This window comes from Microbulbifer sp. CnH-101-G (genome assembly GCF_052466775.1).
The window spans coordinates 2,380,794-2,407,318 of the sequence record NZ_CP174292.1; the positions used below are offsets into that span (position 1 = coordinate 2,380,794).

At 53.2% G+C, this 26,525-nt stretch carries 22 protein-coding genes, 6 tRNA genes and 1 pseudogene; 10 read left to right on the forward strand and 19 right to left on the reverse strand.

Annotated elements, in window-relative coordinates; translation table 11 throughout:
* Positions 1 to 125: 125 nt before the first annotated feature.
* The 12 genes from ACJJID_RS10320 to ACJJID_RS10375 form a co-directional block, all read right to left on the reverse strand.
* Complete coding sequence (locus tag ACJJID_RS10320; protein ID WP_444919420.1) at positions 126 to 464, reverse strand: SCP2 sterol-binding domain-containing protein; 339 nt, start codon at positions 462 to 464, stop codon at positions 126 to 128.
* 83 nt (positions 465 to 547) lie between these two features.
* Positions 548 to 2,341 carry an acyl-CoA dehydrogenase C-terminal domain-containing protein gene (locus ACJJID_RS10325; protein ID WP_444919421.1) on the reverse strand — a complete coding sequence of 598 codons (1,794 nt, stop codon included), beginning with the start codon at positions 2,339 to 2,341 and terminating at the stop codon, positions 548 to 550.
* Between the two features lie 176 nt (positions 2,342 to 2,517).
* Positions 2,518 to 3,588: an AraC family transcriptional regulator ligand-binding domain-containing protein gene (locus tag ACJJID_RS10330; protein WP_444919422.1), complete on the reverse strand. Its 1,071-nt coding sequence runs from the start codon at positions 3,586 to 3,588 to the stop codon at positions 2,518 to 2,520.
* A gap of 4 nt (positions 3,589 to 3,592) precedes the next feature.
* Complete coding sequence (locus tag ACJJID_RS10335; RefSeq protein ID WP_152454125.1) at positions 3,593 to 3,793, reverse strand: hypothetical protein; 201 nt, start codon at positions 3,791 to 3,793, stop codon at positions 3,593 to 3,595.
* Between the two features lie 337 nt (positions 3,794 to 4,130).
* Positions 4,131 to 5,519, reverse strand: a complete 1,389-nt coding sequence (locus ACJJID_RS10340; RefSeq protein ID WP_444919423.1) for a class II fumarate hydratase — start codon at positions 5,517 to 5,519, stop codon at positions 4,131 to 4,133.
* Between the two features lie 58 nt (positions 5,520 to 5,577).
* Positions 5,578 to 6,024 (reverse strand): DUF4399 domain-containing protein, encoded by a 447-nt coding sequence (locus ACJJID_RS10345; RefSeq protein WP_444919424.1) that lies wholly within the window; start codon positions 6,022 to 6,024, stop codon positions 5,578 to 5,580.
* Positions 6,025 to 6,339: 315 nt separating this feature from the next.
* A complete protein-coding gene (locus ACJJID_RS10350; protein ID WP_152456343.1) occupies positions 6,340 to 6,774 on the reverse strand; it encodes a hypothetical protein in 435 nt (144 codons plus the stop codon).
* 212 nt (positions 6,775 to 6,986) lie between these two features.
* Positions 6,987 to 9,038 carry an NAD-dependent DNA ligase LigA gene (gene ligA, locus ACJJID_RS10355; RefSeq protein WP_444919425.1) on the reverse strand — a complete coding sequence of 684 codons (2,052 nt, stop codon included), beginning with the start codon at positions 9,036 to 9,038 and terminating at the stop codon, positions 6,987 to 6,989.
* Positions 9,039 to 9,213: 175 nt separating this feature from the next.
* Positions 9,214 to 10,248: a cell division protein ZipA gene (gene zipA / locus ACJJID_RS10360; RefSeq protein WP_444919426.1), complete on the reverse strand. Its 1,035-nt coding sequence runs from the start codon at positions 10,246 to 10,248 to the stop codon at positions 9,214 to 9,216.
* 23 nt (positions 10,249 to 10,271) lie between these two features.
* Positions 10,272 to 13,775 (reverse strand): chromosome segregation protein SMC, encoded by a 3,504-nt coding sequence (gene smc, locus ACJJID_RS10365; RefSeq protein WP_444919427.1) that lies wholly within the window; start codon positions 13,773 to 13,775, stop codon positions 10,272 to 10,274.
* Positions 13,776 to 14,111: 336 nt separating this feature from the next.
* Positions 14,112 to 15,365, reverse strand: a complete 1,254-nt coding sequence (gene ccmI, locus ACJJID_RS10370) for a c-type cytochrome biogenesis protein CcmI (RefSeq protein ID WP_444919428.1) — start codon at positions 15,363 to 15,365, stop codon at positions 14,112 to 14,114.
* The gene (locus tag ACJJID_RS10375; protein WP_253868615.1) at positions 15,362 to 15,889 is read right to left on the reverse strand and encodes a cytochrome c-type biogenesis protein; all 528 of its coding nucleotides are present in this window, start codon (positions 15,887 to 15,889) and stop codon (positions 15,362 to 15,364) included. Before ACJJID_RS10375 ends, ccmI begins: the two co-directional genes overlap by 4 nt.
* 175 nt (positions 15,890 to 16,064) lie before the next feature.
* On the opposite strand from ACJJID_RS10375, the gene ACJJID_RS10380 reads away from it, so the two are divergent.
* A tRNA-Val gene (locus ACJJID_RS10380) sits at positions 16,065 to 16,140 on the forward strand.
* Positions 16,141 to 16,188: 48 nt separating this feature from the next.
* Positions 16,189 to 16,265: transfer RNA gene (locus tag ACJJID_RS10385), tRNA-Asp, on the forward strand.
* 129 nt (positions 16,266 to 16,394) lie between these two features.
* On the opposite strand, the gene ACJJID_RS10390 is transcribed toward ACJJID_RS10385, so the two are convergent.
* Genes ACJJID_RS10390 through ACJJID_RS10400 form a run of 3 tightly spaced genes read right to left on the reverse strand, consistent with a single transcriptional unit; the run spans position 16,395 to position 17,915 of the window.
* The gene (locus tag ACJJID_RS10390; RefSeq protein ID WP_444919429.1) at positions 16,395 to 17,189 is read right to left on the reverse strand and encodes a thioesterase II family protein; all 795 of its coding nucleotides are present in this window, start codon (positions 17,187 to 17,189) and stop codon (positions 16,395 to 16,397) included.
* A complete protein-coding gene (locus tag ACJJID_RS10395) occupies positions 17,186 to 17,548 on the reverse strand; it encodes a hypothetical protein (protein WP_444919430.1) in 363 nt (120 codons plus the stop codon). The genes ACJJID_RS10390 and ACJJID_RS10395 overlap by 4 nt, the downstream gene beginning before the upstream one ends.
* A 37-nt stretch (positions 17,549 to 17,585) precedes the next feature.
* Positions 17,586 to 17,915, reverse strand: coding sequence for an ATP-binding cassette domain-containing protein (locus ACJJID_RS10400; protein WP_444919431.1), 330 nt, complete (start codon positions 17,913 to 17,915; stop codon positions 17,586 to 17,588).
* Between the two features lie 151 nt (positions 17,916 to 18,066).
* Here ACJJID_RS10400 and ACJJID_RS10405 point away from each other — a divergent pair.
* From ACJJID_RS10405 to ACJJID_RS10425, 5 genes and pseudogenes are all read left to right on the forward strand, one after another.
* Positions 18,067 to 18,970, forward strand: a pseudogene (locus ACJJID_RS10405) (IS30 family transposase).
* 685 nt (positions 18,971 to 19,655) lie between these two features.
* Positions 19,656 to 19,731 (forward strand) — tRNA-Val (locus ACJJID_RS10410).
* Between the two features lie 48 nt (positions 19,732 to 19,779).
* Positions 19,780 to 19,856, forward strand: a tRNA-Asp gene (locus ACJJID_RS10415).
* Positions 19,857 to 20,169: 313 nt separating this feature from the next.
* A tRNA-Val gene (locus ACJJID_RS10420) sits at positions 20,170 to 20,245 on the forward strand.
* Between the two features lie 48 nt (positions 20,246 to 20,293).
* Positions 20,294 to 20,370, forward strand: a tRNA-Asp gene (locus ACJJID_RS10425).
* A gap of 112 nt (positions 20,371 to 20,482) precedes the next feature.
* Here the strand turns inward: ACJJID_RS10425 and ACJJID_RS10430 are convergent.
* Together ACJJID_RS10430 and ACJJID_RS10435 are read right to left on the reverse strand one after the other, a co-directional pair.
* Entirely contained in the window at positions 20,483 to 20,941 is a 459-nt protein-coding gene (locus ACJJID_RS10430; RefSeq protein ID WP_444919432.1) for a GFA family protein, read from the reverse strand.
* A 338-nt stretch (positions 20,942 to 21,279) separates the two neighbouring features.
* A complete protein-coding gene (locus ACJJID_RS10435) occupies positions 21,280 to 22,170 on the reverse strand; it encodes a patatin-like phospholipase family protein (RefSeq protein WP_444919433.1) in 891 nt (296 codons plus the stop codon).
* A gap of 182 nt (positions 22,171 to 22,352) precedes the next feature.
* On the opposite strand from ACJJID_RS10435, the gene ACJJID_RS10440 reads away from it, so the two are divergent.
* From ACJJID_RS10440 to ACJJID_RS10450, 3 genes are all read left to right on the forward strand, one after another.
* Positions 22,353 to 22,850: a PH domain-containing protein gene (locus tag ACJJID_RS10440; RefSeq protein WP_444919434.1), complete on the forward strand. Its 498-nt coding sequence runs from the start codon at positions 22,353 to 22,355 to the stop codon at positions 22,848 to 22,850.
* 113 nt (positions 22,851 to 22,963) lie between these two features.
* Positions 22,964 to 23,698 (forward strand): esterase/lipase family protein, encoded by a 735-nt coding sequence (locus ACJJID_RS10445; protein WP_444919435.1) that lies wholly within the window; start codon positions 22,964 to 22,966, stop codon positions 23,696 to 23,698.
* A 135-nt stretch (positions 23,699 to 23,833) separates the two neighbouring features.
* Complete coding sequence (locus tag ACJJID_RS10450; RefSeq protein WP_444919436.1) at positions 23,834 to 24,295, forward strand: GNAT family N-acetyltransferase; 462 nt, start codon at positions 23,834 to 23,836, stop codon at positions 24,293 to 24,295.
* Positions 24,296 to 24,313: 18 nt separating this feature from the next.
* On the opposite strand, the gene ACJJID_RS10455 is transcribed toward ACJJID_RS10450, so the two are convergent.
* Positions 24,314 to 25,822, reverse strand: a complete 1,509-nt coding sequence (locus ACJJID_RS10455) for a PepSY-associated TM helix domain-containing protein (RefSeq protein ID WP_444919437.1) — start codon at positions 25,820 to 25,822, stop codon at positions 24,314 to 24,316.
* Between the two features lie 46 nt (positions 25,823 to 25,868).
* Entirely contained in the window at positions 25,869 to 26,507 is a 639-nt protein-coding gene (locus ACJJID_RS10460) for a hypothetical protein (protein WP_444919438.1), read from the reverse strand.
* Positions 26,508 to 26,525 lie beyond the last annotated feature (18 nt).

Sequence of the window (26,525 nt, forward strand, 5' to 3'; positions counted from 1 at the left end):
TGTTATCGCTTGCTCACTTCTCCCGTCCTTATAGACGAAACCTGCCATCTTTCGGAGCCAGCGAGAAATTATTTATTGTTTGTAGTATGTTGCGAGACAATAAAAAAGAGGCTGATTCATGCCTCTCAAAGCCCGCTTACCTCTTTGCTCTGCGCAGGAAACAAACCTGCCAGCGCAGCGGCCAACTCTGTATTTCCAGAATATTGGACATCTCCCAACAGAAAGGCGTGCCTAGCGTTCAAATGGCCATCCAAAATTGCATTCAAAGTATGATTAGCCATTACCAATATTAGTGCCGGTTCTTCCGTTTGCCCGAACTCGGAAACCACTTCGAGATCATTCGGAGCTCCTTTTACGTAAACATAAAAGTCACAGGCATCCGGCAGGCTGAACTGTACCCGAGCAAGTGGGTACGAACAAGCTATGCGCCGCAGGCGCTCCTGAACTGAATCCGGCAATTGCATCGGAATCTCTCCGTCATTGGCCACTTCGGCGCCGGTAAAAAAAACCGCCGGTGAAAACCGGCGGTTTTTTGCTGAGGCTGGATTTAGAACGCGAAATGCTCTGCGTCCAGATCCATCAGGTTGGCCGCGCCACTCTGCATAGTTTCAGCATGGCTAGCGGTACGCGGAAGGATGCGCTCGAAATAGAAGCGGGCAGTCTTCAGCTTGGCATTATAGAAATCTGCTTCCGCAGTGCCTTCAGCCAGCTTGTCGTTGGCGACTTTAGCCGCACGCGCCCACAGGTAACCCAGCACGGTGTAACCGGAGAACATCAGGTAATCCACGGAAGCCGCACCGACTTCGTCCGGATTTTCCATCGCTTTACCGCCTACATGCAGGGTCAGGTCGCCCCACTGCTTGTTCAGCTCCTGCAGCTTGGTAACGAAAGGCGCAAGCGCTTCGTTGTCGATTTCCGCCTGGCAGAACTTGTGCACTTTCTTGGTGAAGCGACGCAGCAGTTCGCCCTGGCTCATCAATACCTTGCGGCCCAACAGGTCGAGAGCCTGAACGCCTGTCGTGCCTTCGTAAATGGTGGAGATGCGCGCATCGCGAACATTCTGCTCCATGCCCCACTCGGCGATGTAGCCGTGGCCACCGAAGCACTGCAGGCCCAGGTTAGCGGATTCAAGGCCGGCTTCGGTGATAAATGCCTTGGCGATTGGAGTCAGGAAAGCCAGCAGGTCATTCGCTTCTTTCTTCGCTTCGTCGTCACCTTTATGAGTGATATCTACCAGCTGCGCACAGGTAACAACCAGCATGCGGCTGCCTTCAGATATAGCCTTCTGGGTCATCAGCATGCGACGTACATCGGGGTGCACGATAATCGGGTCAGCGGGACCCTCAGGATTCTTGGCACCGGACAGGGAGCGCATTTGCAGGCGGTCCTTGGCGTATGCCAGGGATTTCTGGAAGCCAATTTCAGAGTGGGCCAGACCCTGCAGAGCGGTACCCAGGCGCGCAGTATTCATAAAGGTGAACATATAGTTCAGGCCTTTGTTCGGCTCGCCAATCAGGAAGCCTTTAGCGCCGTCAAAGTTCAACACTGCAGTGGCATTACCATGAATACCCATTTTGTGCTCGAGGGAGCCACACACAACACCATTGCGCTCACCCAGGGAGCCATCGGCATTGGGTACAAACTTGGGTACGATAAACAGGGAAATGCCCTTGGTGCCAGCAGGGGCATCCGGGAGGCGCGCCAGAACGATATGCACGATGTTCTCAGTCATGTCGTGCTCGCCGGCGGAGATAAAGATTTTGGTGCCGGTAATCGCGTAGGAGCCATCCGCATTGGGCTCAGCCTTGGTGCGCAGGATACCCAGGTCGGTACCACAGTGCGGCTCGGTCAGACACATAGTGCCAGTCCAGCTACCTTCAACCAGCTTGGTTAGGTAAACGCTCTTCTGCTCTTCGGTACCGTGCTCTTCCAGGGTGTTCATGGCACCGTGGGACAGGCCGGGGTACATACCCCAGGACCAGTTAGCGATACCCACCATCTCACTCATGATGGTGCCCAGAGAGGGCGGCAGGCCCTGACCGCCGTATTCGGGGTCATGGGGAAGCGCCGGCCAACCGGCCTCTACAAACTGCTGATAAGCTTCTTTAAAGCCTTCTGGAGTGGTGACTTCGCCATCTTTCCAGGTGCAGCCCTGCTGGTCGCCGATCTGATTCAGCGGAGCCAGTACGTTTTCACAGAACTTGGCACCCTCTTCCAGGATGGCATCCACGACATCAGGAGTTGCCTCCTCAAAACCCAGAGACTCGTAATGCTTATCTGAGTCCAGCATCTCGCGCATTACGAAACGCATCTCGCGCAGTGGCACTTTGATATCGGTCATCCTGATACCCTCAATTCGGTTATGTTAAGACCAGCCAGAAACTGACCGGTCATAGTTGTGACTAATTACTAAGATTGGTTCATCATAGTAGTAAGGCTGCGGCCCCCTCTATGGCGAAATCCGTCCAAAGCGGTGACAAATCGAGGCGGGAATTCGAAAAAATGTGACCAGAGTAGTCAAATATCCAGGCCGGCAGCGGCGCGGCCGCCACGGCGATACTCGCCTGGCGTAATCCCAGTCCACTTTTTAAAAGCGCGGAAAAAGGCGCTGGATTCATCAAATCCAAGCATCTCGGCAATCTGCCCATTAGACAGATCCGGGCAGCTCAGATAATGGAAGGCGGCTTCCATGCGGCACTCATCTTTCAACTTCTGGTAGGAAGTGCCCTCTTGCTGCAGGCGGCGGCGCAAAGTTGTCACCGACATATTGAGCCGATCCGCCACAGCTTCGGCGGCGGGCATGGATTCACTCACATCCCGATTGAGGATGGTTTTAACCTTGGTTTTGATACTGTTGGCGCTGCCGTCACTGATCACCAGGTGATAGGGCGCTGTGCGAATAAAATCCTCCACCATCTGGGGGCTCTGCACCACCGGATAGTCGAGATAGCGCGCGTCGTATTCAAGTGCGTTGAAGGGCTGCTCAAAAGACAGCTCGTCCGCTTCACTCTGAGCGAGGCTGCGGAACTCTTCCGGGCAGGGAAAAGAGAAATGTAAACGTGCCAGCGGGATTTCACGCCCCGCCAGCCAGCAGTAAAAACGGTGCCAAACTGCCAAGGTGGTACGTACCACGCTGGGGCTTGTGGAGGCCAGCAGCCGGTCAAACTCCCCCGCTTCCAGGGAGCTGATACCGTGGATTTCCACCCGAACGCGGCCGGCTTCATCGCTCTGTAATTCCGGCTTTACCTTAAAACCACGGCAGATTTCCATAAACTCGGCACAGAGCGTAATGGCCTGGCGCAAAGTTGCGCAATTGACCACCGCCATACACAACAAGCGGAAGGAGCCCGAGCGCACCCGCCCCCCGCTGAGCATGCCAAACCACTCATTTTGAGCCAGCCACATAACCCGTTGGTAAAGACGGCCGTATTTGATGGCCGAAAATGCGGCCACGCCCTCCAGCTCCTGCTCATCGATACCGACCGACTCAAGCAACTCCGCACGATCACAGCCGTGGCGAGTCGCCTCCTCCAGCAGTCGCTCCAGGTAGGCAATGGGTATACGAATGTCCTCTTCTGATGCCGCCATCTGTCTACTTTCGCCTGCGCAACCAGCTCAATACGGCCCCAAAACCCATCGCAGCTGCAATAATGACAAACAGCGCTGCCAGCAATAGGACCAGGTAATAAAGAACATCCTTGACAGGCAGGTCCCAGCTATAGATCGCCGCCGCAATAAATGCGACACAGGCGAGCACACTGGTAATAAAGGAGCGGCGACTTTTATTGGCCATGGTGATCTGGATACATTGATTTCAAAACAGGTGAGATAGCCACGTCTTGTGGCGCTACCATTATATTGTCAGTACCTTGGAGACTCTGAAAGCCTCTCAGAAACATTACAAAATTAATCAAATGTTCCCTAGGTACCGACGCGGCGTCGAATCGTGAGGGATCGACAGGTATCTGTCAACGCCGCAGGAGGCGCGAATGCCCAGAAGAATGCTGGAACCTGAAGATCAGGCCACCCTGCTGCGCCTCTTTCGCTGGATGATGCTCATGACATTGATTATTACCCTGATACTGTTGGGCATCGGCATCTTTGCCTGATTTTCCTGATCTAAAGAGGGGCTATTCGCCCACTATCCCTCCCTTGGCCAAGTGTGCTGGGTCCAGCAGCTCCTCTAAAGCCTTACGGTCCAGATCGGTCATTTCCAGCGCCACATCCATCACTGGTCGACCACTTTTATAGGCCGCCTTGGCAATTTCTGCGGCTTTCAGATAGCCGATGACCGGATTCAGGGCGGTAACCAGGATGGGATTACGCCCCAGGGTTTCCTCAATATGAGGGCGGTTTACAGTGAAACTTGCGATCGCCCGATCCGCCAGCAGCTGTGCGGCGTTGGCGAGCAAGTGGATACTCTCCAGCAATGTACTGGCTACTAGAGGCAACATGACATTCAGCTGGAAGTTGCCACTCTGTCCCGCCACTGTGATTGTTGCGTCATTGCCCATCACCCTGGCTGCCACCATTGCGGCCGACTCGGCAGTTACCGGATTCACCTTGCCGGGCATTATGCTGCTACCCGGCTGCAGCGCCTTGAGCTCAATCTCCTTGAGACCGGCCAGGGGACCGCTGTTCATCCAGCGCAGGTCATTGGCGATTTTCATCGTCGCCACAGCTAAGACCTTGAGCTGCCCAGACAGCTCCACGGAAGTATCCTGGCTGGAAATCGCTTCAAAAAAATTATCCGCAGGGCGGAATTGCTGGGAGGTGTGCGCACTCAACTTTTGCGCGAAAAGCTCGGCAAAGTCGGCGTGGGCATTGAGACCAGTGCCCACCGCCGTGCCCCCCTGGGCCAACTGGACCAAGCGAGGCATACAACCGCGAATGCGTTCGCGACAGGCTTCCACTTGAGCAGCCCAACCACTGAGCTCTTGGGCCATAGTGATGGGAACGGCGTCCATCAAGTGGGTTCGCCCCGTTTTGACCACGTTTTCCAGTTCGGCGCTCTTATCGCATATTCTGGTATGAAGATTGCGCAGTGCCGGCAGCAGCTTGTCGCGCACTGCGAGCAGAGCCGATACATGTATCGCCGTGGGAACCACGTCATTACTGCTCTGGCTCATATTGACATGATCATTGGGACTGATGGACAGGTCATTCCCCTCTGCGGCAAGGTGCGCCAGCACCTCGTTCACATTCATATTGGAACTGGTGCCGGAACCGGTTTGGTAAATGTCCACAGGAAAATGGTGCGCATATTCCTCATCGCCAAGACGGTCACAGGCAGCGATTATCGCGGTTGCCCGCGCTTTATCGAGCAAACCCAGATCCCTGTTGGCCTCAGCCGCAGACTTTTTAATCAGCACTATGGCCCGGAGAAATTCAGTGGGCAGGGGCTTGCCACTGACAGGGAAATTCTCTACGGCGCGCTGAGTCTGAGCCCCATAAAGCGCCTCCTGTGGCACTTGGATTTCGCCGAGACTGTCCTTTTCGATGCGGTATTTGTCGCCCATTTATATCTCTCAGGGTGCACTCCTGTGCACCATTCAGAAAAGTGGAATTTGCCGGTGATTACTCGACCACTACAGTAATTTTCTTCGACACTATCGGGTTTTCATGCGGCACGTGCATGTAGTTACCCAACACCAGTTGTAGCGTATGCTTGCCGGGCGGCAGGGTCACCTGAGTTTCTGTCTGCCCGCCACCGAAGTGGATAATTTTATCAGTCGCCGGCAGGGGCTTACTCAGATCAGGCATATCATCCACATCGATCAGCAGATGGTGATGGCCGGTGTTATCGCGCTGCACGCCCGCCGGAGCGACGCCCATACCAGACAGGCCAAACCTCACAGTGAATGTTTGCGGCACCTTCTCACCATCTTTCGGGGAGATAATATAGAGCTTGGCTTCTTGTGGAGCCTTTTCCGCAGCTTCGTTCTTGCTGCCATGTTCTGCAGCCTGCAGCAGCGGCGACAACATCAAGGCACTGGCGAAAAGTAGAGAGTTCGCTTTGAACATAATATTTCCTTCCTGATAAGGCGCCTGCAGCGCCAATTCTTATCATCTGGCTGAACAGCCCGCCAAACCCACATTCTGCGGTGGGATGGCAAACAGCACTTTACCAGACCAAAGTCCCACTGAAAGGGGGTTTCAGGGAATATAGTTGTCGAACTGGAACAAGGGCCCGAAATCTGTGACTGATGCCTCGCGAAAAGGCTGTCGCACAGGAAAAGACGAAGAGAAGAAAACTATAAAGAAGCCTTAGAGAGTGCGGGAAGAATTGTGGGAGAGGATTAGTATGCAGGGGCCTGGAACCCCCAAGAGGGAGCCCTGCTAGACACTCACCCGCCCCTCCTGAGTCCACTCGCAGCGCACTTGCATATCACCGCTGCCGGGCTCGTGGTAGAGACCCGCGGCCTCCCAACTAAAGGAATGCACCCCGGAGAGTTCGGTCTCCAAATGTACCGTGGCGGAAACCCAATACATGCTCCTCAGCAATTCCTCAAACTTCTGAATCCACATATCCCATTCATACTCTACAGCTCGGTAGGAGGCGCCAAAATGGATGACATCCGTTTGGTATTGGGACTGCTTCATCTTAATGGTGGGAATAGAGAACATGTCGCGACAGAGAAAAGGCCACTCGTCTGCACTGGGTAGCGCCAATACTGCATTGCGATTGATACGACGGCGTTCACTGCCGCCGGCAAGGCTATTACTGTCCTTGATACAACCGTAGACTATGGATTCCTGATCGCCCTGAAGCATTAATTCCATTCCTTACCACAGCGCCGCCGGACATCAGGTACCCAGGGCAAAAAAGATCTAGGAGATGCACTTTAACGGCGAAGCGACCAGAAAGCCATAACTCCACAGGCGTTCATTAGCGTTGCCCTAAGCTTCGCTGATTTATTTATTCAGGGTTTGTGCGGTTTAACGGGAAGTACGAGCACTGCTTCACAGTGCCCGCGCACTTAACGTTAAATTTCAAAGCCCCGCTGACGCAACATTTCCATCAACCCCTGTTCATCCATCACCGGAATATCCAACTCCCGCGCCTTGTTCAATTTCGAACCGGCACCGGGGCCCGCGACGACATGATGGGTTTTTGCCGAGACGCTACCGGCCACCTTGGCACCGAGACGCTGCAGGTAGTCTTTGGCCTCGCTGCGGGAAAGAGTTTCCAGCTTTCCGGTCAGCACCCAGGTCTGACCCGCCAGGGGTTGCTCTTCAACACCAGTTTCTTCTACCGCCCAGTGCACACCGGCCTGGCGCAGGGCTTCTATCTCCTCCTGAGCGTGGGATTGCTGGAAGAACTCGGCAACAAAATGAGCAACAACAGGCCCCACATCTTCCACTTCTTGCAGCGCCTCTTCACTGGCCGCCATTAACGATTCAAGGGAGCCGAAGTGACGTGCCAGGTTACGCGCAGTCGCCTCCCCCACTTCGCGAATACCCAGGGCGTAAAGGAATTTAGGCAGGGTGGTATCTTTGCTGCGCTCCAGGGCATCGAGTAGGTTTTGTGCGGACTTTTGTCCCATGCGCTCGAGCCCGGCAACCTGTTCGAGATCCAGGTGATAGAGGCCGGAAACCGAGTGCAGCAGCCCCTCATCCACCAACTGCTCCACCAATTTGTCCCCCAGGCCATCGATATCCATCGCCTTGCGCGATGCGAAGTGTTTGATCGCCTGCTTGCGCTGGGCGCTGCAAATCAAACCACCACTGCAGCGTGCAACCGCCTCTCCGGGAGTGGACTCCACCGGCGAATCACACACCGGGCAGTGCGTTGGAAACTCAATGACACGGGCATCTTTCGGACGCTTGTTCTCCACAACCGAAACCACCTGTGGAATCACATCCCCAGCGCGGCGAATCACCACGGTATCGCCGATCATCACGCCGAGGCGCTGGATTTCATCGCGATTGTGCAAAGTGGCATTGGAGACAGTCACCCCGCCGACAAACACCGGTTTGAGACGGGCCACCGGGGTCACGGCACCGGTGCGCCCTACCTGAAACTCCACATCCAGAAGCTCGGTCATTTCTTCCTGTGCGGGAAATTTGTAGGCCATGGCCCAGCGCGGCGCCCTGGCGACAAAGCCCAAACGGCGCTGTAGGGGAATGCTATTCACCTTAAACACAATGCCATCGATATCGTAGGGCAAGCCCTCGCGCTTCTCACCGAGTTCGCGGTGGTATTCGATGCAGGCCTGGATATCCGCTGCCACACGCATTTCGCTATTCACCCGAAACCCCCACTGCCCCAGCAGCTCGAGCGTTGCCAGATGCTCTTCCGGCAGAGAGGCCCCCTCGACCAGCCCAGTGCCATAGACACAAAGCTCAAGCGGGCGCCGCGCGGTAATGCGGGAATCGAGCTGCCTAAGACTGCCCGCCGCCGCGTTGCGGGGGTTGACGAACAGCTTCTCCCCTGCGGCCGCAGCCTTGCGGTTTAACTCGGCGAAACCCGCCTTGGGCATATAGATTTCACCACGCACTTCCAGCACAGCCGGGAAGTTTACGATCCCTTCCCCTGCACGCAAACGCAGCGGCACCGAGCCCACGGTGCGTACATTCTGGGTAATATCTTCACCGGTGGTGCCATCGCCACGGGTCGCCGCACGCTCTAAAATGCCATCGCGGTAGAGCAGACTGATAGCGATACCATCCAGCTTGGGTTCGCAGGCATATTCGATTGCGCCCTTGCTATTCAGGCGGTCTCTCACCCGGCGATCAAACTCCAGCAACTCCTCATCACTGAAGGCATTGTCCAGAGAAAGCATGGGCACTTCATGGCGCACTTCAGTAAAAGAAGACAGTGGCTCTGCGCCGACCCGCTGAGTAGGTGAGTCCGGGCTCAGTAACTCCGGGTATTGCCGCTCTATATCCTGCAGCTCTCTCAGGCGGCGGTCGTACTCCGCATCGGGCAATTCGGGGTTATCCAACACATAATATTGATAGTTGGCCTTGAGGAGCAGCTCGTGCAGGGCCTGCACCCGCTCGCGCATCGACTGGGGAATGGTTTGATTGGTCATCGACTATTCGAGTGAAAATAAATCAGAAAAATGGAATTCCAATGCAACAACGGCCCCAGGCCGCGGTTGAGCCCGAGGGCTTTTCCGCGAGCTGGGGCCGCGCTGTTACAAAGAAAGTAAGAATTGTAAAAACTATACGAATAAAAACTATGCGAACTAATAGCGCTGCAGGCTATCAGCCCTGCGCCTTATTCAGGGCGCGACGGCGCTGGTATTCCACTACGCGCTGGCGATAGTGCTCAGCGGTCTGGGCAGTGAAAACACTACGATTTTCATCCTTCAGCTCACCACCGAGTAGTTCGGCAATTTTATGGGCGGTCGAAAGCATCTGATTGAAAGCCTTTATCGCCTCTCCTTCAACCGGCAGCGCCAGGAACATACTGACTCCCGGAGTGGCAAACTCCTCCATTTGCGCCAGGTCAAAAACGCCCGGTACAACAATATTGGCCAGACTGAAAATCACAGCGCCATCGGCACCGCCATCCTCGTGGTAATGGAAGATATTCATCTCACCAAAACGCATACCCGAGGCCACCATTACCCGCAGAAGATCGTTACCCTCAAAGTAATCCCCCTCAGGGGCCATCACATTAATCACCAACACCTCATCGCGGGCCGAGCATTTCTCTGCTGAGGCGTCTTTGCTGGCCGACACACGCGTATCGGTTTCGCGGGATTGGGGCTCTGCCCTTTGGGACGTGGGCTCTACGCGCTCTTCGGTGAGTGCACTGAAACTCTCGGACTCGTCCAGCGCCGGTTCAAAGCGCTGCTCCTCGCCCACAGAGTCCATCAACGTGGGAACCTGCTCCTCCAGATCCAGCACCCCTTGCTCATGGGCACTGCGCTGCGGCGTACTGCCAGCCAGAGGTTTGCGTGAGGAAATAAAACTCTCCTGCACCTGTCGGTTCACATGCAGAGCGTCTTCCATAGCGCGTCTCTGCACGACACGCACCTGGCCGGGCAACTCACTGGTTGCCGGTCGCGGCTTTGCCTCTTCCTGGGATTCATCGGAAAACTCACCCACTTCCGGTGGGCGAGCCTGCTCCTGCACAAGCGGGTCCACATGGCCCCCCACTTCGGATTGCATCGCTTTGGACAGATTCCGCGATACCTTCACCGCGGCTTTTTGTCGCAAAATTGCGCGGCGTACACCATCCAGCACCACGACAAGCAGCACAATAACGAGGATCGTAACCAGCCAGTTATCCATTTTAACGCCCCTCCTTTTACGCCTTATGCAGAAGCCAGCTCAGCAGCTTCTTCCACATTCACCGACACCAGGCGAGATACACCCGGCTCATGCATGGTCACACCCAACAGCTGATCTGCCATCTCCATCGCAATCTTGTTGTGGGTAATATAGATGAACTGAACGTGTTCTGACATTTCTTTAACCATTCGTGCGTAGCGACCTACGTTAGCGTCATCGAGAGGAGCGTCCACTTCGTCCAACATACAGAAAGGTGCTGGATTCAAGCGGAAAATAGAGAATACCAGGGCGATTGCCGTCAACGCCTTCTCCCCACCGGAGAGCAGGTGAATCGTGCTGTTGCGCTTGCCCGGTGGGCGCGCCATGATCGCGATCCCGGTATCGAGGAGGTCCTCGCCGGTCAGCTCCAGATAAGCGTTACCGCCTCCGAAAACTTTCGGGAAGAGTTCCTGCAAACCCGCATTGACCTGATCGAAGGTCTCCTTAAAGCGGCTTCTCGTCTCTTTGTCGATTTTCTTAATTGCATTTTCCAGAGTCTCCAGCGCATCCATTAGGTCACCATACTGGCGATCCAAATAATGTTTACGCTCGGACTCCTGTTTGTATTCATCAATAGCAGCGAGGTTGATCGGACCCAGGCGTGAGATACGCGCGGCCACCAACTCCAGATCTTCCTGCACCTGGGCAATCGTCAAATCCCCAGGCAGTAGCTCGAGCAGCTGATCCAAATCCTGTTCGTCTTCGCGCAGCTGTTCTACCAGGCCATTGCGCTGTACTTCGAGAGTTTGTGCGGAGAGGCGCTCCTGCTCCAACTGGGCGCGCACACCCTGTAAAGCCGCCTCAACTTTATGCCGCTCCTGCTCCTGCTCACGCAGGCCGGTCTCCACCTCTTCGAGTTTTTTACGCGCTTCTGCCAGCTCAGCTTCCACCTCGATACGCTCACCCAGCTTCTCCTCCAGCTCCATCTGGAAATCCTGGGAGGGGTCCTGGGTTTCAGCCATCTGCTCCTGCAGCTGGGCGCGGCGGCTGCGTAAGCGCTCCAATTGCTCGCTCATCACCTGCAATGTGCGCTCCAGAGAAACCATCTGGGTGCGCACCGATTGCTCGCGCATCGCCAACTCGTGAGCGCGATCCTTGTCTTCGCGGGCACGCTGTCTGGCGGCATCCAGAGCTTCGCGCAGGGCTTCGCGGCGCTCCATGAGCATTTCACGACGATCGGTGTCATCGCTCATGGCCTCCACGGCTTCCTGCAGCATCAGGCGCGCCTCGGAAAGTGACTCGCCCTCAATCTCCTGCTGCTCGCGCACCTCGGCGATTTCCTGCTCGATACGATGGCGACGTTCGCTCATCTGTTCCGCGCGGGCGCGGCGGGCAGAGAGCTGACTGCGCAATTCGGCCTCACGACGCCCGAGCTGCTCGGAATCGTTGCGGGCCTGTTCAATCGCCCGCTCAACGCCGGTAACTTGCTCGCGCAAAGATTCACGCTGCTCACTGCACTGCTCTATCTGCTCTTCGCACAGAGATATCTCTGCGGACAGCGCTTCCAGATCCTGCTTGCGGGCGAGCACCCCGGTTTCGGCATCGCTGGCACGGCTCACTCGCAACCAGTTCGGGCCGAGCCAGAGCCCATCGCGAGTCACTATAGATTCATGGGGTTGCAGGCCAGTGCGCTGTGTCAGCGCTTCATTAAGAGTGTCCGCGGTATAGATTCCGGCCAGCAAACCGGTGAGAGACGACGGCCCCTGTACAACGCTCGCCAAAGTGGGCAGCTGCCCAGTGGCGGCTGCCCCCACCGCAGTGCCATCGATAAAGACGGCCTGACCACTTTGCAGTTGCTCCAGGCCCTCGGTCAAACTTTCCAACTGCTCAACACAGACCGCCTGTAACTGCTGTCCGAGTACGGTTTCCACCGCAGTTTCCCAGCCCGCTTGCGCCTGGATTTGGTCGGCGAGACGCGGGCGATCGCTCAGGGATTGCTGCTGCAGCCAATTTTCCACCGCCTTACCCTGCCCCAGCGCAGCCTGTTGCAGCGCCTCAAGGGAAGCCTGGCGGCCTCGGCTGGTTTGCAACTGCAGACGCAGCTGGTCCAGTTCTGTCGCCAGCTCCCGCTCGCGATTGCGCAGTTCCTGCAGGGATTCTGTGCGCTCGGCAGTTTCCTCGCGACGCTCCTGTACCTGCAACTCCAGCTCGGCGAGCTGTTCATTCAACTGCAGGGTTTCCTCGTCATCCTCGGAAACTTGTAGGCCAGCCTGCTCTGCAATGAGCTTGTTAATACGCTCCAGCAGTCGCTGCCCGGAAGTCTCCAGATGCTGGATGCGGGACTGCTGCACCTCGGCTTTCTGGCGAGAGCCGGAAGCCCCCTGATTAAACTGGTCCCACTCATTTTGCCAGTTGCGCATCTGCTCTTCGGCTTCGAGCAGGCCGGTGGCGGAATCTTCCTCCGCGGCGAGCACCATCTCCAGATCTGGAACGATCACTTCCAGCTCTTCTTCGAACTGGGCTGCCTTCTCGCGATCCACTTCCAGGTTGGTCTCCGCTTCGCGGAATTCCTGCTCGGTCTGGGCTAAATCAGAGTGCAGGCGCGTGGAGCGCTCGCGGGCATGGGCAATACTCTGTTCCAGGCGGGCAATGTCCGCGCCCACCGCATAGAAGCGCCCCTGTACCTCATTAAAACCATCGGATAACTCGTGATAGCCAACGCGCTTTTGCTCGATGCCGGTATCGCAGTTCACCTGCCGGGTTACCAACTCCTCAACGGTGAGTTCCAGTTCGCCAATTTGTTGCTGTTTGGCCACGGCCTGTTCATTGAGTTCGCGGTATTTCAGGGCCTGTAAATTTGCCTTGTGACTGCGCTCTTCCTCTTTAAAGCGGCTGTATTTTTCTGCCGCGGCGGATTGGCGCTCCAAGCGCGACAATTGCCGATCCAGTTCATCGCGGATATCGGTGAGGCGCTCCAGGTTTTCCGAGGTGCGGCGCATGCGGTTTTCCGTATCGCGGCGACGCTCCTTGTATTTGGAAATACCGGCGGCCTCTTCGATATAAACCCTGAGCTCCTCAGGCTTGGCCTCGATCAACTTGGAAATCATGCCCTGCTCGATAATCGCGTAGCTGCGCGGACCGAGACCGGTCCCCAGGAACAGATCAGTTACATCGCGGCGGCGGCACTTCTCCCCGTTCAGGTAGTAGTTATTCTGCCCTTCTCGGGTAACTTTGCGCTTTACAGAGACTTCGGAGAAAGCGGCGTAGGCGCCGGTCAATTTGCCAGCGGAGTTATCGAATACCAGCTCAATAGAGGCTTGGCCAACAGGCTTGCGGCCACTGGAGCCATTGAAGATAACGTCTGTCATAGAATCGCCGCGCAGGTTTTTCGCGGACGATTCCCCCATTACCCAACGCACAGCATCGATCGTATTCGACTTGCCGCAGCCGTTAGGGCCAACCACCGAGTTGAGGTTTGTTGGGAAATAAACAGTGGTGGGGTCAACAAAGGATTTGAAACCCGCAAGCTTGATGCACTTCAGACGCATGTATTCTTAAACTCGGTATTTTTATCTTTGCCGGCCCGATCACCAAACACTCAATTGTACATGGCGCCACCGGGGCTTTCAGCGCGGCTTTTCACAGTATCTTTTCACGCGGATTATCGGCCTGAATGGCCAGTGGTCAAGTCATGATCGCGCATCGACTTTAACTGGTACCCAACGCCAACATTTCAAGCAATACAAAATCAGCAGAAACGGCAGGATAAAATCTTATTTACTACCGGCGCGGCTGTGACCGCTCAGGCGTCAAATAGTTCTCAGGCCATGACACTCAAAAGAGCATCGTGGCCTGCCGACGGAATGCTTGAATACCGAATAAATCTACAGCTCTCGGTCGATCACGATAGACTGTGACTCACCCCAATCGGATTTCGGCAGGGTCTTAATTGAGCCCTGCCAGTCGCCCGCTGCAGGGCGCGCATCGCCACGTAAAGCCAGGCGCGCGATCAGCTGCACCGTATCCACGGTAGAGATGGAGCGCCCCGGCATCATTGCCCGGGATTCATCCAACACCACTTCGGCAGGCAGCTGACCCGCGGTCAGGCGCACAATCGCCAGGGGCATGGGACTATCAGTGCTGCGAGCGTAAATAAACACCGGGGTCGATGGATCTGCATTGACTTGATCACTCAAGCTCACCTGCACACGGATTTCCGCTGCGGCCTTGCCCTCAGCTGCGGAATTTTCCTCTACAGCGGCCTGAACAATCTCGACCGCACCATCTTTACCATCTTCAGCCAGGGCCTTTTCTGCGCGGGCCACACCCGCCGCCAGCGCCTCTGCCGCGGCAGACCCAGGCGCCAACTGTGCCAGCGCACCCTGCCAGTGATCCCGTGCCTTGCGGTAATCCTTATCCTCATAAGCGGCAATTCCCGCCAAACCCAGCGCCGTACCATTACTCGGCTGAGCCTGCAGCACTTGACCAACCAGAGTGCGGATTTCATCGGTTATCTGAGAGCCGCCAGCAAAAAACAACGCTTGCGCCAACTCAGCCTTGACCATAACCGCCTCGGGTTCCCGCGACAGCACATAGCGATAGGCACTCACCGCACCGTCGATATCACCACTAACCAGAAGCCTCTGAGCCAAGACGAAGCGACTGCTCAAATCCTCTGGATGTGTCTCGGCCCGCTGCTTCAACTGGTTGGTGATTCGCTCTTCAGCCGAGGGGTCGGTTTGCCCCTGCTGACTGGCCAACATCTCACGGTACAGGGCTACTTCCTGCGGGCGTTCAGACAGGACATAGGCCCCCACTGCAACCACAGGCACCAGAACCGCCAAGCCAATCAGCAATCCGTAACCACGCCGTGAGGGGGTGACTGCATCTGCACCCTCTTTGGCGCTCAACAGCTCCCGGGCCATCTCCGCTTCAAGCTGGGTAAATTGCTGCTCATCCATAGCGCCACTTTCCACTGCGGCGCGAAGCTCTCGTGTGCGCTCTCGGTACAACTGCGCCAGGGCTTCACGCTTATCGCCACCCGAGCGTCGGGCTCCAGCCCCACGAAGCCCAGGCAAAAGGAAGACAAAAGCTAACAGCAATAGCAAGATCGCCAAACCAAACCAAATATCAGTCATTTGCTCTTCTTCCCAGGGTCAGTCAAATCTTCCAGGTCATCACCCAGCAGTTTCTTCAAACGGTGCCTCTCTTCAGCGGTCAACTCACCAGAGCCATCTTCCTGACTGGCACCGGTACCACTGCGAGAACGCACCACAATCACAATCAAAGCCAACAGGCCCACCAGGGCAAAGATGCCAGGAGCCAACCAAAGCGCCAGGGTATTGCGCTGCACCGGAGGCCTATAGAGAACAAAGTCCCCATAACGGGCCACCATATAGTCAACAATTTCTTTATCCGTGAACCCTTCCTCCAGTAGCCGGCGAATTTCCCGGCGCAAATCGGCAGAAATCGACGCATCCGAGTCGGCCAGATTTTGGTTCTGGCATTTTGGACAACGCATTTCTTCGATCAGCACCCGGTAGCGTGCCTCCAATTCCGGAGAGGACAATTTCTCCGTCTCCACCACCGCCTGCGCCACAAGCGAAAGGCACAGCACACCAAACGCAAGTAGAAATTGCCCTAGCCAGCTTTTCTGTTTCACGGTTTGTCTCACGCTCATACCCTGGAAATTTATGCGATTATAACAGTGTCGCCACTTGCCGGACACGCCCACCATCTCACTGTTAAATGCCTTAACTCATTGAAAGACAAAAAAAAATTCAAAAAAGGCGTTGACGCCGCGGGGAATATCATTAAGATACGCAGCTCCTGACGAGGGGTGGTTAGCTCAGTTGGGAGAGCGACGGCCTTACAAGCCGTAGGTCACAGGTTCGACCCCTGTACCACCCACCACTTCTCTTACTCTTGTCCGGCAAGAGCAACAAAGAGAAGCAGGAATGCGGACCGGTAGTTCAGTTGGTTAGAATGCCGGCCTGTCACGCCGGAGGTCGCGGGTTCGAGTCCCGTCCGGTCCGCCATATACAAAAAAGCCCTGCTCGCAAGAGCGGGGCTTTTTTGTATATGGCAATATATGAGACCTTAGCAACACCTAAGACCCCACCTAAAGGCCCGTTAATGCTTTCACACAAAACCAGCCTGCAACCACCTTAAGCGGCTAATGTAATTTCACTCAGCTCCCGAGCAACCGCCCGCACAACCTCTGACCGCAGAGTGTTAATAAAAAAGTGGCCATCATTAAACATTTCTAGAGAGACTTCCCCCTCCATGTGCTGCCTCCAAGCGAGAAGCTCCGACTCCAACACGGTTTGATCTGAAGCACCTCCAAATAGCGCTACTGTACCCTTGTACTTCCAACCCACACCACAAGAGTAAGTTTCACTTAGCGAAAAATCGGCACGGAGAATTGGGAGAAAAACCCCCATCAGTTCAGGGCTTGCTAAAACTTCCTCTGGTGTGCCGTTATATTTCCTAAGCTCGGCCAACAAAGCCTCATCTGGCAGAGTGTGAAGCTTCTTTTCCTGAATCAAGTGGGGAGCCTTCTTGGCTGACAAGATTAGAAGCTTTGGTTCATCAAGGCCTAGTAAGGACAACTTCCTGGCAACCTCAAAAGCAATAAGTGCTCCATTACTATGCCCAAAAAAAGCTGTAGGCTTTGTGTTAAGCCTGGAAATCGCTTTAGCAATAGAATTTGACAATTCATCTAGCGAGTGAAGCAAAGGCTGGCCGAACCGCCGGCCACGCCCAGGTAATTCGACTCCGAACACCTCAACATCTGGACCTAACTCACTTTGCCAGCCTTGAAACACTTGCGCACTCCCCCCCGCGTAAGGGAAACAGCACAATCTAATTGGCGCCGAGCTTGCACAGGTAATTTCATCTCGTTGAAACCATTCGTCTACATTTCCAATTGAGCTCGTATGCACTCTTCCCGAATAGGTCATTGCGAAGACATCTCCAACTCTTCAGTGACCGACTCCTCCTGATACGCCTTACCGAGCTCAAAATTGTACATTCTATCCACCACATCAAAGTACTTATCGTCATGAGAAATAACTATCACAGTTTTACCATCTGCTTTAAATACTGGAAGTAATTCTCGGTAGAAATAGTTCCTAAAAATTGGATCCTGATCAGCTGCCCACTCATCGAAAAGATAAATAGGGGCACCTTCAGCACAAGCTAGTAGCTTGGCTAGCCTTTTCCGTTGACCTTGTGATAAATCAATTGTCGATAGCTTTCCATCAACAATATCTACTTTGTCTGCCAACCCTAAGCGCTCGACATGAGACCAGACATCCACCTTTGAAACCAATTCCCCCTTAGAGTTAAGGATATGCTCAAATAAATAAAAGTCTGAAAAATAGTAGAAAAATGATTTCTATACCACTGAATGTTTTTTCTGAGACCTCAATATCACCAAAGTGAATACTGCCTGAGCAATGAAAATATAAGCCGACTAGTACTTTCGCAAAAGTTGACTTACCACTTCCATTTCCACCCCCAATAAAAACTACCTCCCCTTCTGAGATCTCAAAATCTACCGGGCCAATTGAAAAGCTTAGATCACTGGATTCCTCATAACTATACCTCAAACCCCTAACAGATATCTTACCCCACCCGTTGACATCGCTCTTATCGGTCACCCTGTCCAAAAGTTGATTTTCCACCAAACTTAGCGATTGAACTTTTTTATAGGCAACTCACCCCTTGAAAAGAAACTTGGTTTCGGATAATAAGTGAAATTGGCAAAGGAGAGCTCAGCTGGTAGAGTCCGCACCTCTCCCGACCAAGAGAAAGGCACTGATGAACTACTACTAACTGAGCGAGAACGAACGATACCAGATTTACAGCCTAAGAAAAGCCGAACACTCTCAGAAAGCAATAGCAAAATTACCCATCGAAGATCAGCCGAGAGCTACGACACAATATAGGCTTGCGAGGATATCGTCCTGGGCAAGCACATAAGCTTGCAGAACTAAGACGCCGGCAAGCGTACAAGACACAGGAAGCAACTAATTGTGTGTGGCAACAAATAGTCGCCCTAACCCGGAAAGAACTAAGCCCCCAGCAAACTGCAAGCTATTTAAAGAGACATGTAGGTGTATCGTTACACCATGAGACGATCTACCAACTACTTTATTTAGATTAGGTAAATAGTGGAGACTTATACAAGCACCTTAGGATTGCATCAAAACCCTATCGCAAACGATATGGCGAGTATGATCGACCAGCTGTTGTAGACCGAATGAATCGGATTGGCGACTGGGAAGGTGATACTGTTATAGGCAAAAGGCGTGGCGAGGCTTTGCTGACTATGGTTGAGAGCAAAACGTTATTTACCGTTATTGTTAGATTGACTGGCAAACGATCAGACTTACTGACTGAAGCAACAGTTAGCCATATGGTGCGCTTAAAAAATAAAATCACAAAAATTACCTTCGACAATGGTCTTGAATTCGCTGGGCATGAAACGATTGCGGAAAGCTTGGGTGCTGATATTTATTTTATGCACCCATAATCATCTTGGGAGAGAGGGATTAATGAAAATACTAACGGCCTCATTCGGCAGTATTTCCCAAAGGATACAGACTCCAATAAAGTAACAGACCAGCAGGTTCCATTTGTAATGGATCGCCTAAACAGTAGGCCAAGATTGAGTCGGGCTGGAAGGCCACCAAAGGAGCTATTTATGGGGCTGCAAGATAATCTTCTTGCAGCATGAAATTATTGCAGTTATTACTTGAAACCAAGCTCTTCTTTTACAACCTCTATACGAATTTTAGAAATTAGCACCCTAGGTGCACCCAAAGATAAGCCTCTGATCAACAGAAAGATCAAATAAGAAAAACCTATTAATCAGTGAAAACTTCTTCTCGGATAAAATAGTTGAAGGTGCTTTTCTTCTTTTTCTAGAATTTATTTATCAAGCCAGGTATGGCCACTGAGGCCCACAAGGAGGTCACAGAATGTCACAAATGGATATTATTGAAGTTTACCTGAGCAATATTATAGGAACGAATGAACCAAGTAGTGCGCAAACTAAAAGTGAATAGACAGCGCAAATGAAGAAGTTTTACACTTCAACAACCAACTGACCCGCTACAAATCTATAGTTATATGCTGATCTACGCCTATGTAGAGGTGTTGTACGGCTAATTATTTTTTGAGGACAATCCAATCTTATAAGTTTACCTCCCCCAGAAATAACTGGTGAAAATAGGCATCTCAGCTGGCAGCTTTTAGCCAAGCCCAAACCAAAATCGATCAAAAAGCGATCAGCTGCAATTGCTTTTTGCACCCTGATCAAAAACACCATCATTACCATTCATTGAAACATTCCTTTTGAATTTTCTTAAAAAGTGTTGACGCCATAAAGATTATCATTATGATACGCAGCTCCTGACGAGGGGTGGTTAGCTCAGTTGGGAGAGCGACGGCCTTACAAGCCGTAGGTCACAGGTTCGACCCCTGTACCACCCACCACTTCTCTTACTCTTGCCCGGCAAGAGCAACAAAGAGAAGCAGGAATGCGGACCGGTAGTTCAGTTGGTTAGAATGCCGGCCTGTCACGCCGGAGGTCGCGGGTTCGAGTCCCGTCCGGTCCGCCATATACAAAAAAGCCCCGTTCGAAAGAACGGGGCTTTTTTGTATATAGATTTAAAGAATAATTACTCCGACCTATCTCTTGTCTTCTACGCCCAATGCGCCCCCTGCTACTCTCAGACTCTCTGTGTAGCTGCTTAGGCACGGTTTGTTACAGGCTTATTCTCAAACTTCACCCTCAAAAGTATTGAAAGCTTGATTTCTTTAGATTACTTCGTCAAATCGTAGTCTATTTATACTACCCAAGAATTTTCTTTAAAATTTCCTAAGTTATTGACCTAGCTGAAAATATCATTATGATACGCAGCTCCTGACGAGGGGTGGTTAGCTCAGTTGGGAGAGCGACGGCCTTACAAGCCGTAGGTCACAGGTTCGACCCCTGTACCACCCACCACTTCTCTTACTCTTGCCCGGCAAGAGCAACAAAGAGAAGCAGGAATGCGGACCGGTAGTTCAGTTGGTTAGAATGCCGGCCTGTCACGCCGGAGGTCGCGGGTTCGAGTCCCGTCCGGTCCGCCATATACAAAAAAGCCCTGCTCGAAAGAGCGGGGCTTTTTTGTATATGCCTTTGTATGCGCCAATAATCAGCCGACCAGAAGCGGTTAAATAATTTTTTGTAGTCCGCTCTGACTCAAGTTTCCAGAAGCTCACTCTCTTCTTTTTCAATTTCTTCGTGCAGCAGTCTGTTCAGCTCTTCCAGTTCCGGCATCTCCGAAAAGTGTTCGGCCTGACCACCAATCTCATCCCAATGCGCCTTGGAATCAACATACAAGTGAGCCATCACCTTACCGCGAAAATCACTATCGAGCAGGCCCGCAGGAACCCAGAAATGCGTGGTATTACTCATCAAGTGAGGAACAGAGCTGCCACAGTGGCTGCAGAAATCGGAGCGGTAGCCGCTAGGTTTTCGATAGGAGGAGATTTTGTCCAGCCCCCTTACCCAGCGAAACTGATCGCGACCAATAAACATGGCGGCATCAGATGCGGAACCACTCAGCTTACGGCAGAGTGAACAGTGGCATTGATATAGGCCGGGTAGTGGCTCATCCAACTGAAACTCAACAGCGCCACAAAGGCACTTTCCATTCATACTGTCCTCCTTCCCTTATCTTTGTTATTCAAAAATTTGTGTGAAATTGGATTGAAACCCAACCCCTTCGCAATCCTGCAACTCAAAGGCTCACAACAAGAGTGTGTGAGCTCTAACAATCCCACCTGGCAGGTTTGGCGGTAAGAATGGGCATTATGGAATTTTTAAAGGTTCCTTAGGGTAGCAACATTATCCGTCCCCCACACAAGCCTCCTACAGGCTAGGGAGGAAGTAAATGCCAATTATCGGGATTTTCCCTACACCCATGGGCCGACCACGCTTCCGATTTCATAAGCTCCATCTTCCAGTGGAATGTTACCCGGTGAGTCACCAACTCCCTACGAGCTCCCGGGCTTTGTTGAAGCCGCCTCATCCACCGGATCACTCAGAAACCGCCTGCCAAGCTCGCCCCCAATCTCATAGCCCCTCTCAAGCAACCCAATCTCCTGGGTAAAGCGCTTTACCGGGAAGTCTGCCGGAGGTGCAATCACCGATACCCGACAGTCCGAGGGTGGCGCCGTGATAAAGTCCAAGGCACGGTTATAGCGCTCTCCACGCTCCAGGACCGCCTCAAACAAGCGGGCGTGGTCGTGGAAAAACTGCTTGATAAACCTTGGTGCGGAACCCACGGGCTTCCTATAGCCCAGAGGACGCGAAAGAATCACAGTAATATCCCGCGCCCCCTGTTCATAAGCCCGAATGACCGGAATTGAGTCCGCCAGCCCACCATCGGTCATAGGCTCTCCGGCCACTGGCGGAAACTCTCGGTAAGCCATGGGGATTGCACAGGATGCAGGGAATACCTCATGCATATTCTCGGGAGTCACGCACACATAGTGGGGCTGCCCGCTGGTGATGCTGGTTGTCACCGCATAGAGGGGAACGCCATTTTTCGTATAGCGCTCAATGCTTAAGGGCACATCATTATAGGAGGCGTGCCACAGCCAGTTGATATCGCAAAAATGCCCTCCTCTTAGATAGCGCCGCCAATCAATGAAGTCTGCTCGCGTTGCATGATCTAGCAAAATCTGGCGGCTGCGACCATGGTCACCCGCCAGGTAACCAATCAGGTTAGTGGACCCTGCTGAAACGCCAATAGCAAAGTCAAAGGGGCAGAAATCCTTCTCGATAAAGGCGTCCAAGACGCCCGCTGCGAAAATGCCACGCATAGCGCCGCCCTCCACAACCAGGGCAGATTTCCGGTTTAGCTCTTCAATCCCGCTCGTCATCGTTAATCCGTTATTGAAATCAATATTGTTCAAAGGCTGCTTTCAAAAAACTATGCCTTGTTCGACTTGATCAGCTTTCCTTTAGGCTAATCACCGATAAATTAGACAGTGGTTTTGCCAAGCTGATTCCATCAGCACTATGATTGAGCCATTCAGACTGTTCATTGCCTATTGAGTAATTTATGCCTCTTGTTGTTTTTCAAGCCCCCTGGAGCCGCCAACTAAAAATTATCAGCTTGTTGAGCGCTGCGCTGCTTCTGGCGATACCTTTTATCCTGATAGGAAAGTCCCAGCAGAGCCCCTCTCTCCTCTATAGCATTGCCATTGCCCTACCGCCGATCATTTTGCTGCTGGGCGCCGCATTTGCTATCCGCGGCTACAGCTTGGCAAACAACAACCTGCAAATACTGAGGCCCGGCTGGAAAACCTCTATCTCCCTGGAAGGACTGAAAGAGGTCAAAGTTGATCCTAAAGCCATGCAAGGATCGGTCCGCATCTTTGGCAACTCAGGTCTCTTTGGCTACATCGGCCTTTTTCAAAACCAACAACTAGGCCGTTACCGGGCCTTCGTTACAGACCAAGAGAAGGCTCTGGTTTTGTATTTCCCCGGCAAGACCCTGGTAATCACCCCGGATAAACCCGAGCGCATGGCTGAAATGCTGCGCCAACACATCAGATAATAAGCGGCGGTAAACTCTCTATCATGACCATCCTCCTCCTCAGCTGACGCCTTGGTTTTTTACAAACCTAGCCGCATACTGCGGTCGCCAGAGTCACTATTGAAAGAGCATCAATGAAGAAACTTGTTTTCACCCTGTCGCTATACCTTGGGCCAATATTCCTGGCCGCCTTGTCAGTAAATGCCCACTCTGGCTGCGTGATATTGCTGCATGGCCTCGCCAAGTCAGATAGCTCCATGGCCAAGTTGGAGCAAGCCATCAGCGCCGCCGGCTACAAAACCGTCAATGTGGATTATCCCTCCACCCGCTTTCCCATTGAGGAACTGGCCGGTAGGGCCATAGCTCCGGCACTAGACAGATGCGCTGGCCACGGAGAAATCAATTTCGTCACCCACTCCATGGGGGGCATATTGGTTCGCCAATATTTGAGCCGGGTGGAGGTTGAGAACCTCAATCGCGTGGTTATGTTGGGCCCACCCAATAAAGGTAGTGAAGTGGTGGACAAGCTCGGCAATTTCCCTGGGTTTGAATTTGCCTTTGGAGATGCCGGCCTGCAACTGGGTACCGGGGAGCTGAGCATCCCCAATAAATTAGGCAAGGCGAATTTTGATGTGGGTATCATCGCGGGCACTCGTAGTATCAACCTGATACTGTCACGACTGATTCCAGAAACCGATGACGGCAAGGTCTCGGTTTCCAGTACCAAGTTGGAAGGGATGAATGATCACTTGGAAATGCCGGTAACCCATGTCTTTATGATGAAGGATAAAAAAGTCATCGCCCAGGTACTGCATTATCTCGAGCACGGCTCCTTTGAAAGAGGCACCCAGGTAGCTCCTGCCAACTGAACAACGCACACCAACCACTGGGCTTTTATTAAAGATCGAGGGCCCACTCCATTCCAGCTTTTTTTACCCCTCAAGTCGGTTTAACATCCAGGCTACCCCTTACAAAATCACCTATAAAAACAGAGGTAATATACAGTGCAGTGGCAGTGGTGTAGCTTTCAACAACTCTCTATCCATCAACTTTATGAAATCTTGCGGGTACGCCAGGAGGTTTTTACGGTAGAGCAGGATTGCCCTTATCAAGATGCCGATGGAAAAGATCAACACGCTTGGCACCTAATCTGCTGGGACAAGGAGAACCAATCGCCCCAATTGATGGCTTACCTACGCGTAGTATTTCCAGGCAAAAAATATTCCGAGCCCTCAATAGGTCGCGTGCTTACCGCAGAGTCTAGCCGAGGTACGGGATTGGGCAGAGAACTGATCCGCCGCGCGGTTGAGCAAACCCAGGCGGAGTATCCAGGTTCGGGGATTCGCATTTCCGCCCAGGAGCACCTGCGCAGGTTTTATGGAGAGTTTGGATTTGAGCAGGTATCCGCCCCCTACGACGAAGACGGTATACCCCATATAGAGATGTTGCGCCCGGTATCGGAATAGATACCGGACAATGCCAGCTTAGTTACTTCCAACTGGCCTACCAACGGTGGAAGCAAAAGCGCCATCCCGGTGGCGCACCCAAGTATACAGGCAGGAGGCCGCGATACCCGCAGCAATCAACAGCCACACCGCATTGGCAACCAGTGAGGCTCTCACAAAGGAATCCGCCCCATACAGGGAAGTGTGAACCACTACTGCCAGAATACAGGCTGCAATGGTTGCTCCACGGAGCAACATAGACCAACCGGCAACAGTCCCCACAAAAGCAGCTATCACACTCAAAACAACTGTGGTCAGCCAGAATACCTGGGCAGCAGGTATGGCAAAGGCCAGGTAAGTCACAGCACTCAATGCAATGGCAAAAGGAATCCCCCAGACCTGAGCCATCCAAATACGCTCAAGGCGCACTGCCGGCTGCCCCCGCTGGCGCTTGCGCACCAACCAGATATTAATTCCCGAAACCACCAGCACACACATGCCAATCCCCAGCAAGAAATAAGCAATTTTTACTGGAAAACCCGAAAAATGCCCAAAGTGCAGGCGGAATGTGGAGAGGTACACCTGCTTGGCGGCATCCCCTTCAGACCAACCCTCTTTTTCTATCAGGCTGCCATCCCCATTAAAGTGGTAACGCTCCCCCCAAACCAGCTTTTCGGGAACCCGCGTCCATACCTCCACTACCTGCCCCTCACGCCCAGGGAAGGCAACCTCAAGCTTAGTGCGCTCCTCACCCGGTGCGATCTGCTCCATTTGAGCAAGAATCGCGGCAAAATCCGGGAGAGGTACCTGGGCGGCATTCTCTTCCATTACCGGATGCTCACGATACAGAATATGCTCAACCCTCTCGGTATCCCCAGCAAAGAAAACACCGGCAATTGCAAAGGCCGCCACCTGAGAAAGACCGATAAAAGCACCGGTAATAGCGATCGCCAAGTGAAAAGGTGCTGCCCAGACACCCAGCCGGTTGTGCAAGTCCACCTGCTGCAAACGCTTGGAGCCCGCCAGGCGCAGAGAGAAAGCATCCTTAATGATCTTCGGGTGTGCCAATAATCCAGAAATAATCAGTGCGGTCATCAATACACCGATCAAGCCTACAAGAGGAACCCCAAACCCTAAGGGCAGATTTAATGCAAAATGCAAATAAGCAAGGAAGTGCGTCCATTCGTGCGCTACCTCACCCAGTAGAGAACCGTCCTCGGCGACATAGCGCTCGATATCCCCAACTTCCACTGTCAACCTGGGCATATCTGTATTGGGAATGGTAAATTTTACCGATTCAAATTCTTCGTTCTGCTCTTTCGCCAGTGCAACTGCCTGCTCAGTGGCAAGCTGGTATACAGCAGGGCTGACATCGAGGTTTTCCAGCTCTGAAGCCTGTTCCCAGCGCTCAAATTCATTGTAGAAAACAGCAAGCGTTCCACTGACACAAACGATATAGAGCAGAGTGGAGATGGCCAAACCGAGAACCGAATGTCCATCCGTCATATCGCGCACAAAGGCGGGAGTTGGCTTTAGGGAAAATTTCACGTTGAATTCCTAGTGAGGTCTCTTTGATCTCAAAATCATTATTAGCTTACGCCGCTGGCATTACGGCAAAGCCACTCGCCAGCGAAAAAACCACTAGCGCCGCGCTGGGGCGCAGCAGCTTCTTATCCGCACTACACCAAACCATTGCCAGGGTCCAAACAACAACGGCAACAAAGGCCGCCCCCACAAGACGGGCACTCTCACCAAAATCGGTAAAATCAAAATAAAGAAGTGCAGCCAATAGACCACTGGCTGTTGGTAATAATGAGATAGCCAGGAAACGTAAAACGCCTCGCAGCCATAATTGCCACAAGGCCTCCTTCGGTGCCGCTCCACCCGACCTCTGTTTTTCCTGCCTGGGGGGACCACTTGGCCAATCGCCTTTTAAGGCAAGCAAGCCCAGGGCGGCCAGCATGGCCAGGAGTGTGGCAATACTCACACCGTATTCCACCCCCACCACTGCACTCCAGGCGAATGCCGATAACAACAACAGGCCCCACCCCATCCAACGACGCAACGGCTGAGAGCCGCTATGTAGCCAGGCAGAATAGAGACCAAAAATACCGGCAATGGCAAAAACAGTGGCCAGTCCGGCGATGAGGTAGAAGGAACTTGGCATAAATATCACACCGGGAGATTTAGGCTCCCGCCCGATGGTAAAACGCAAAAAAGGGAGTTTGCCCACAGACTCCCCCTGCGGACA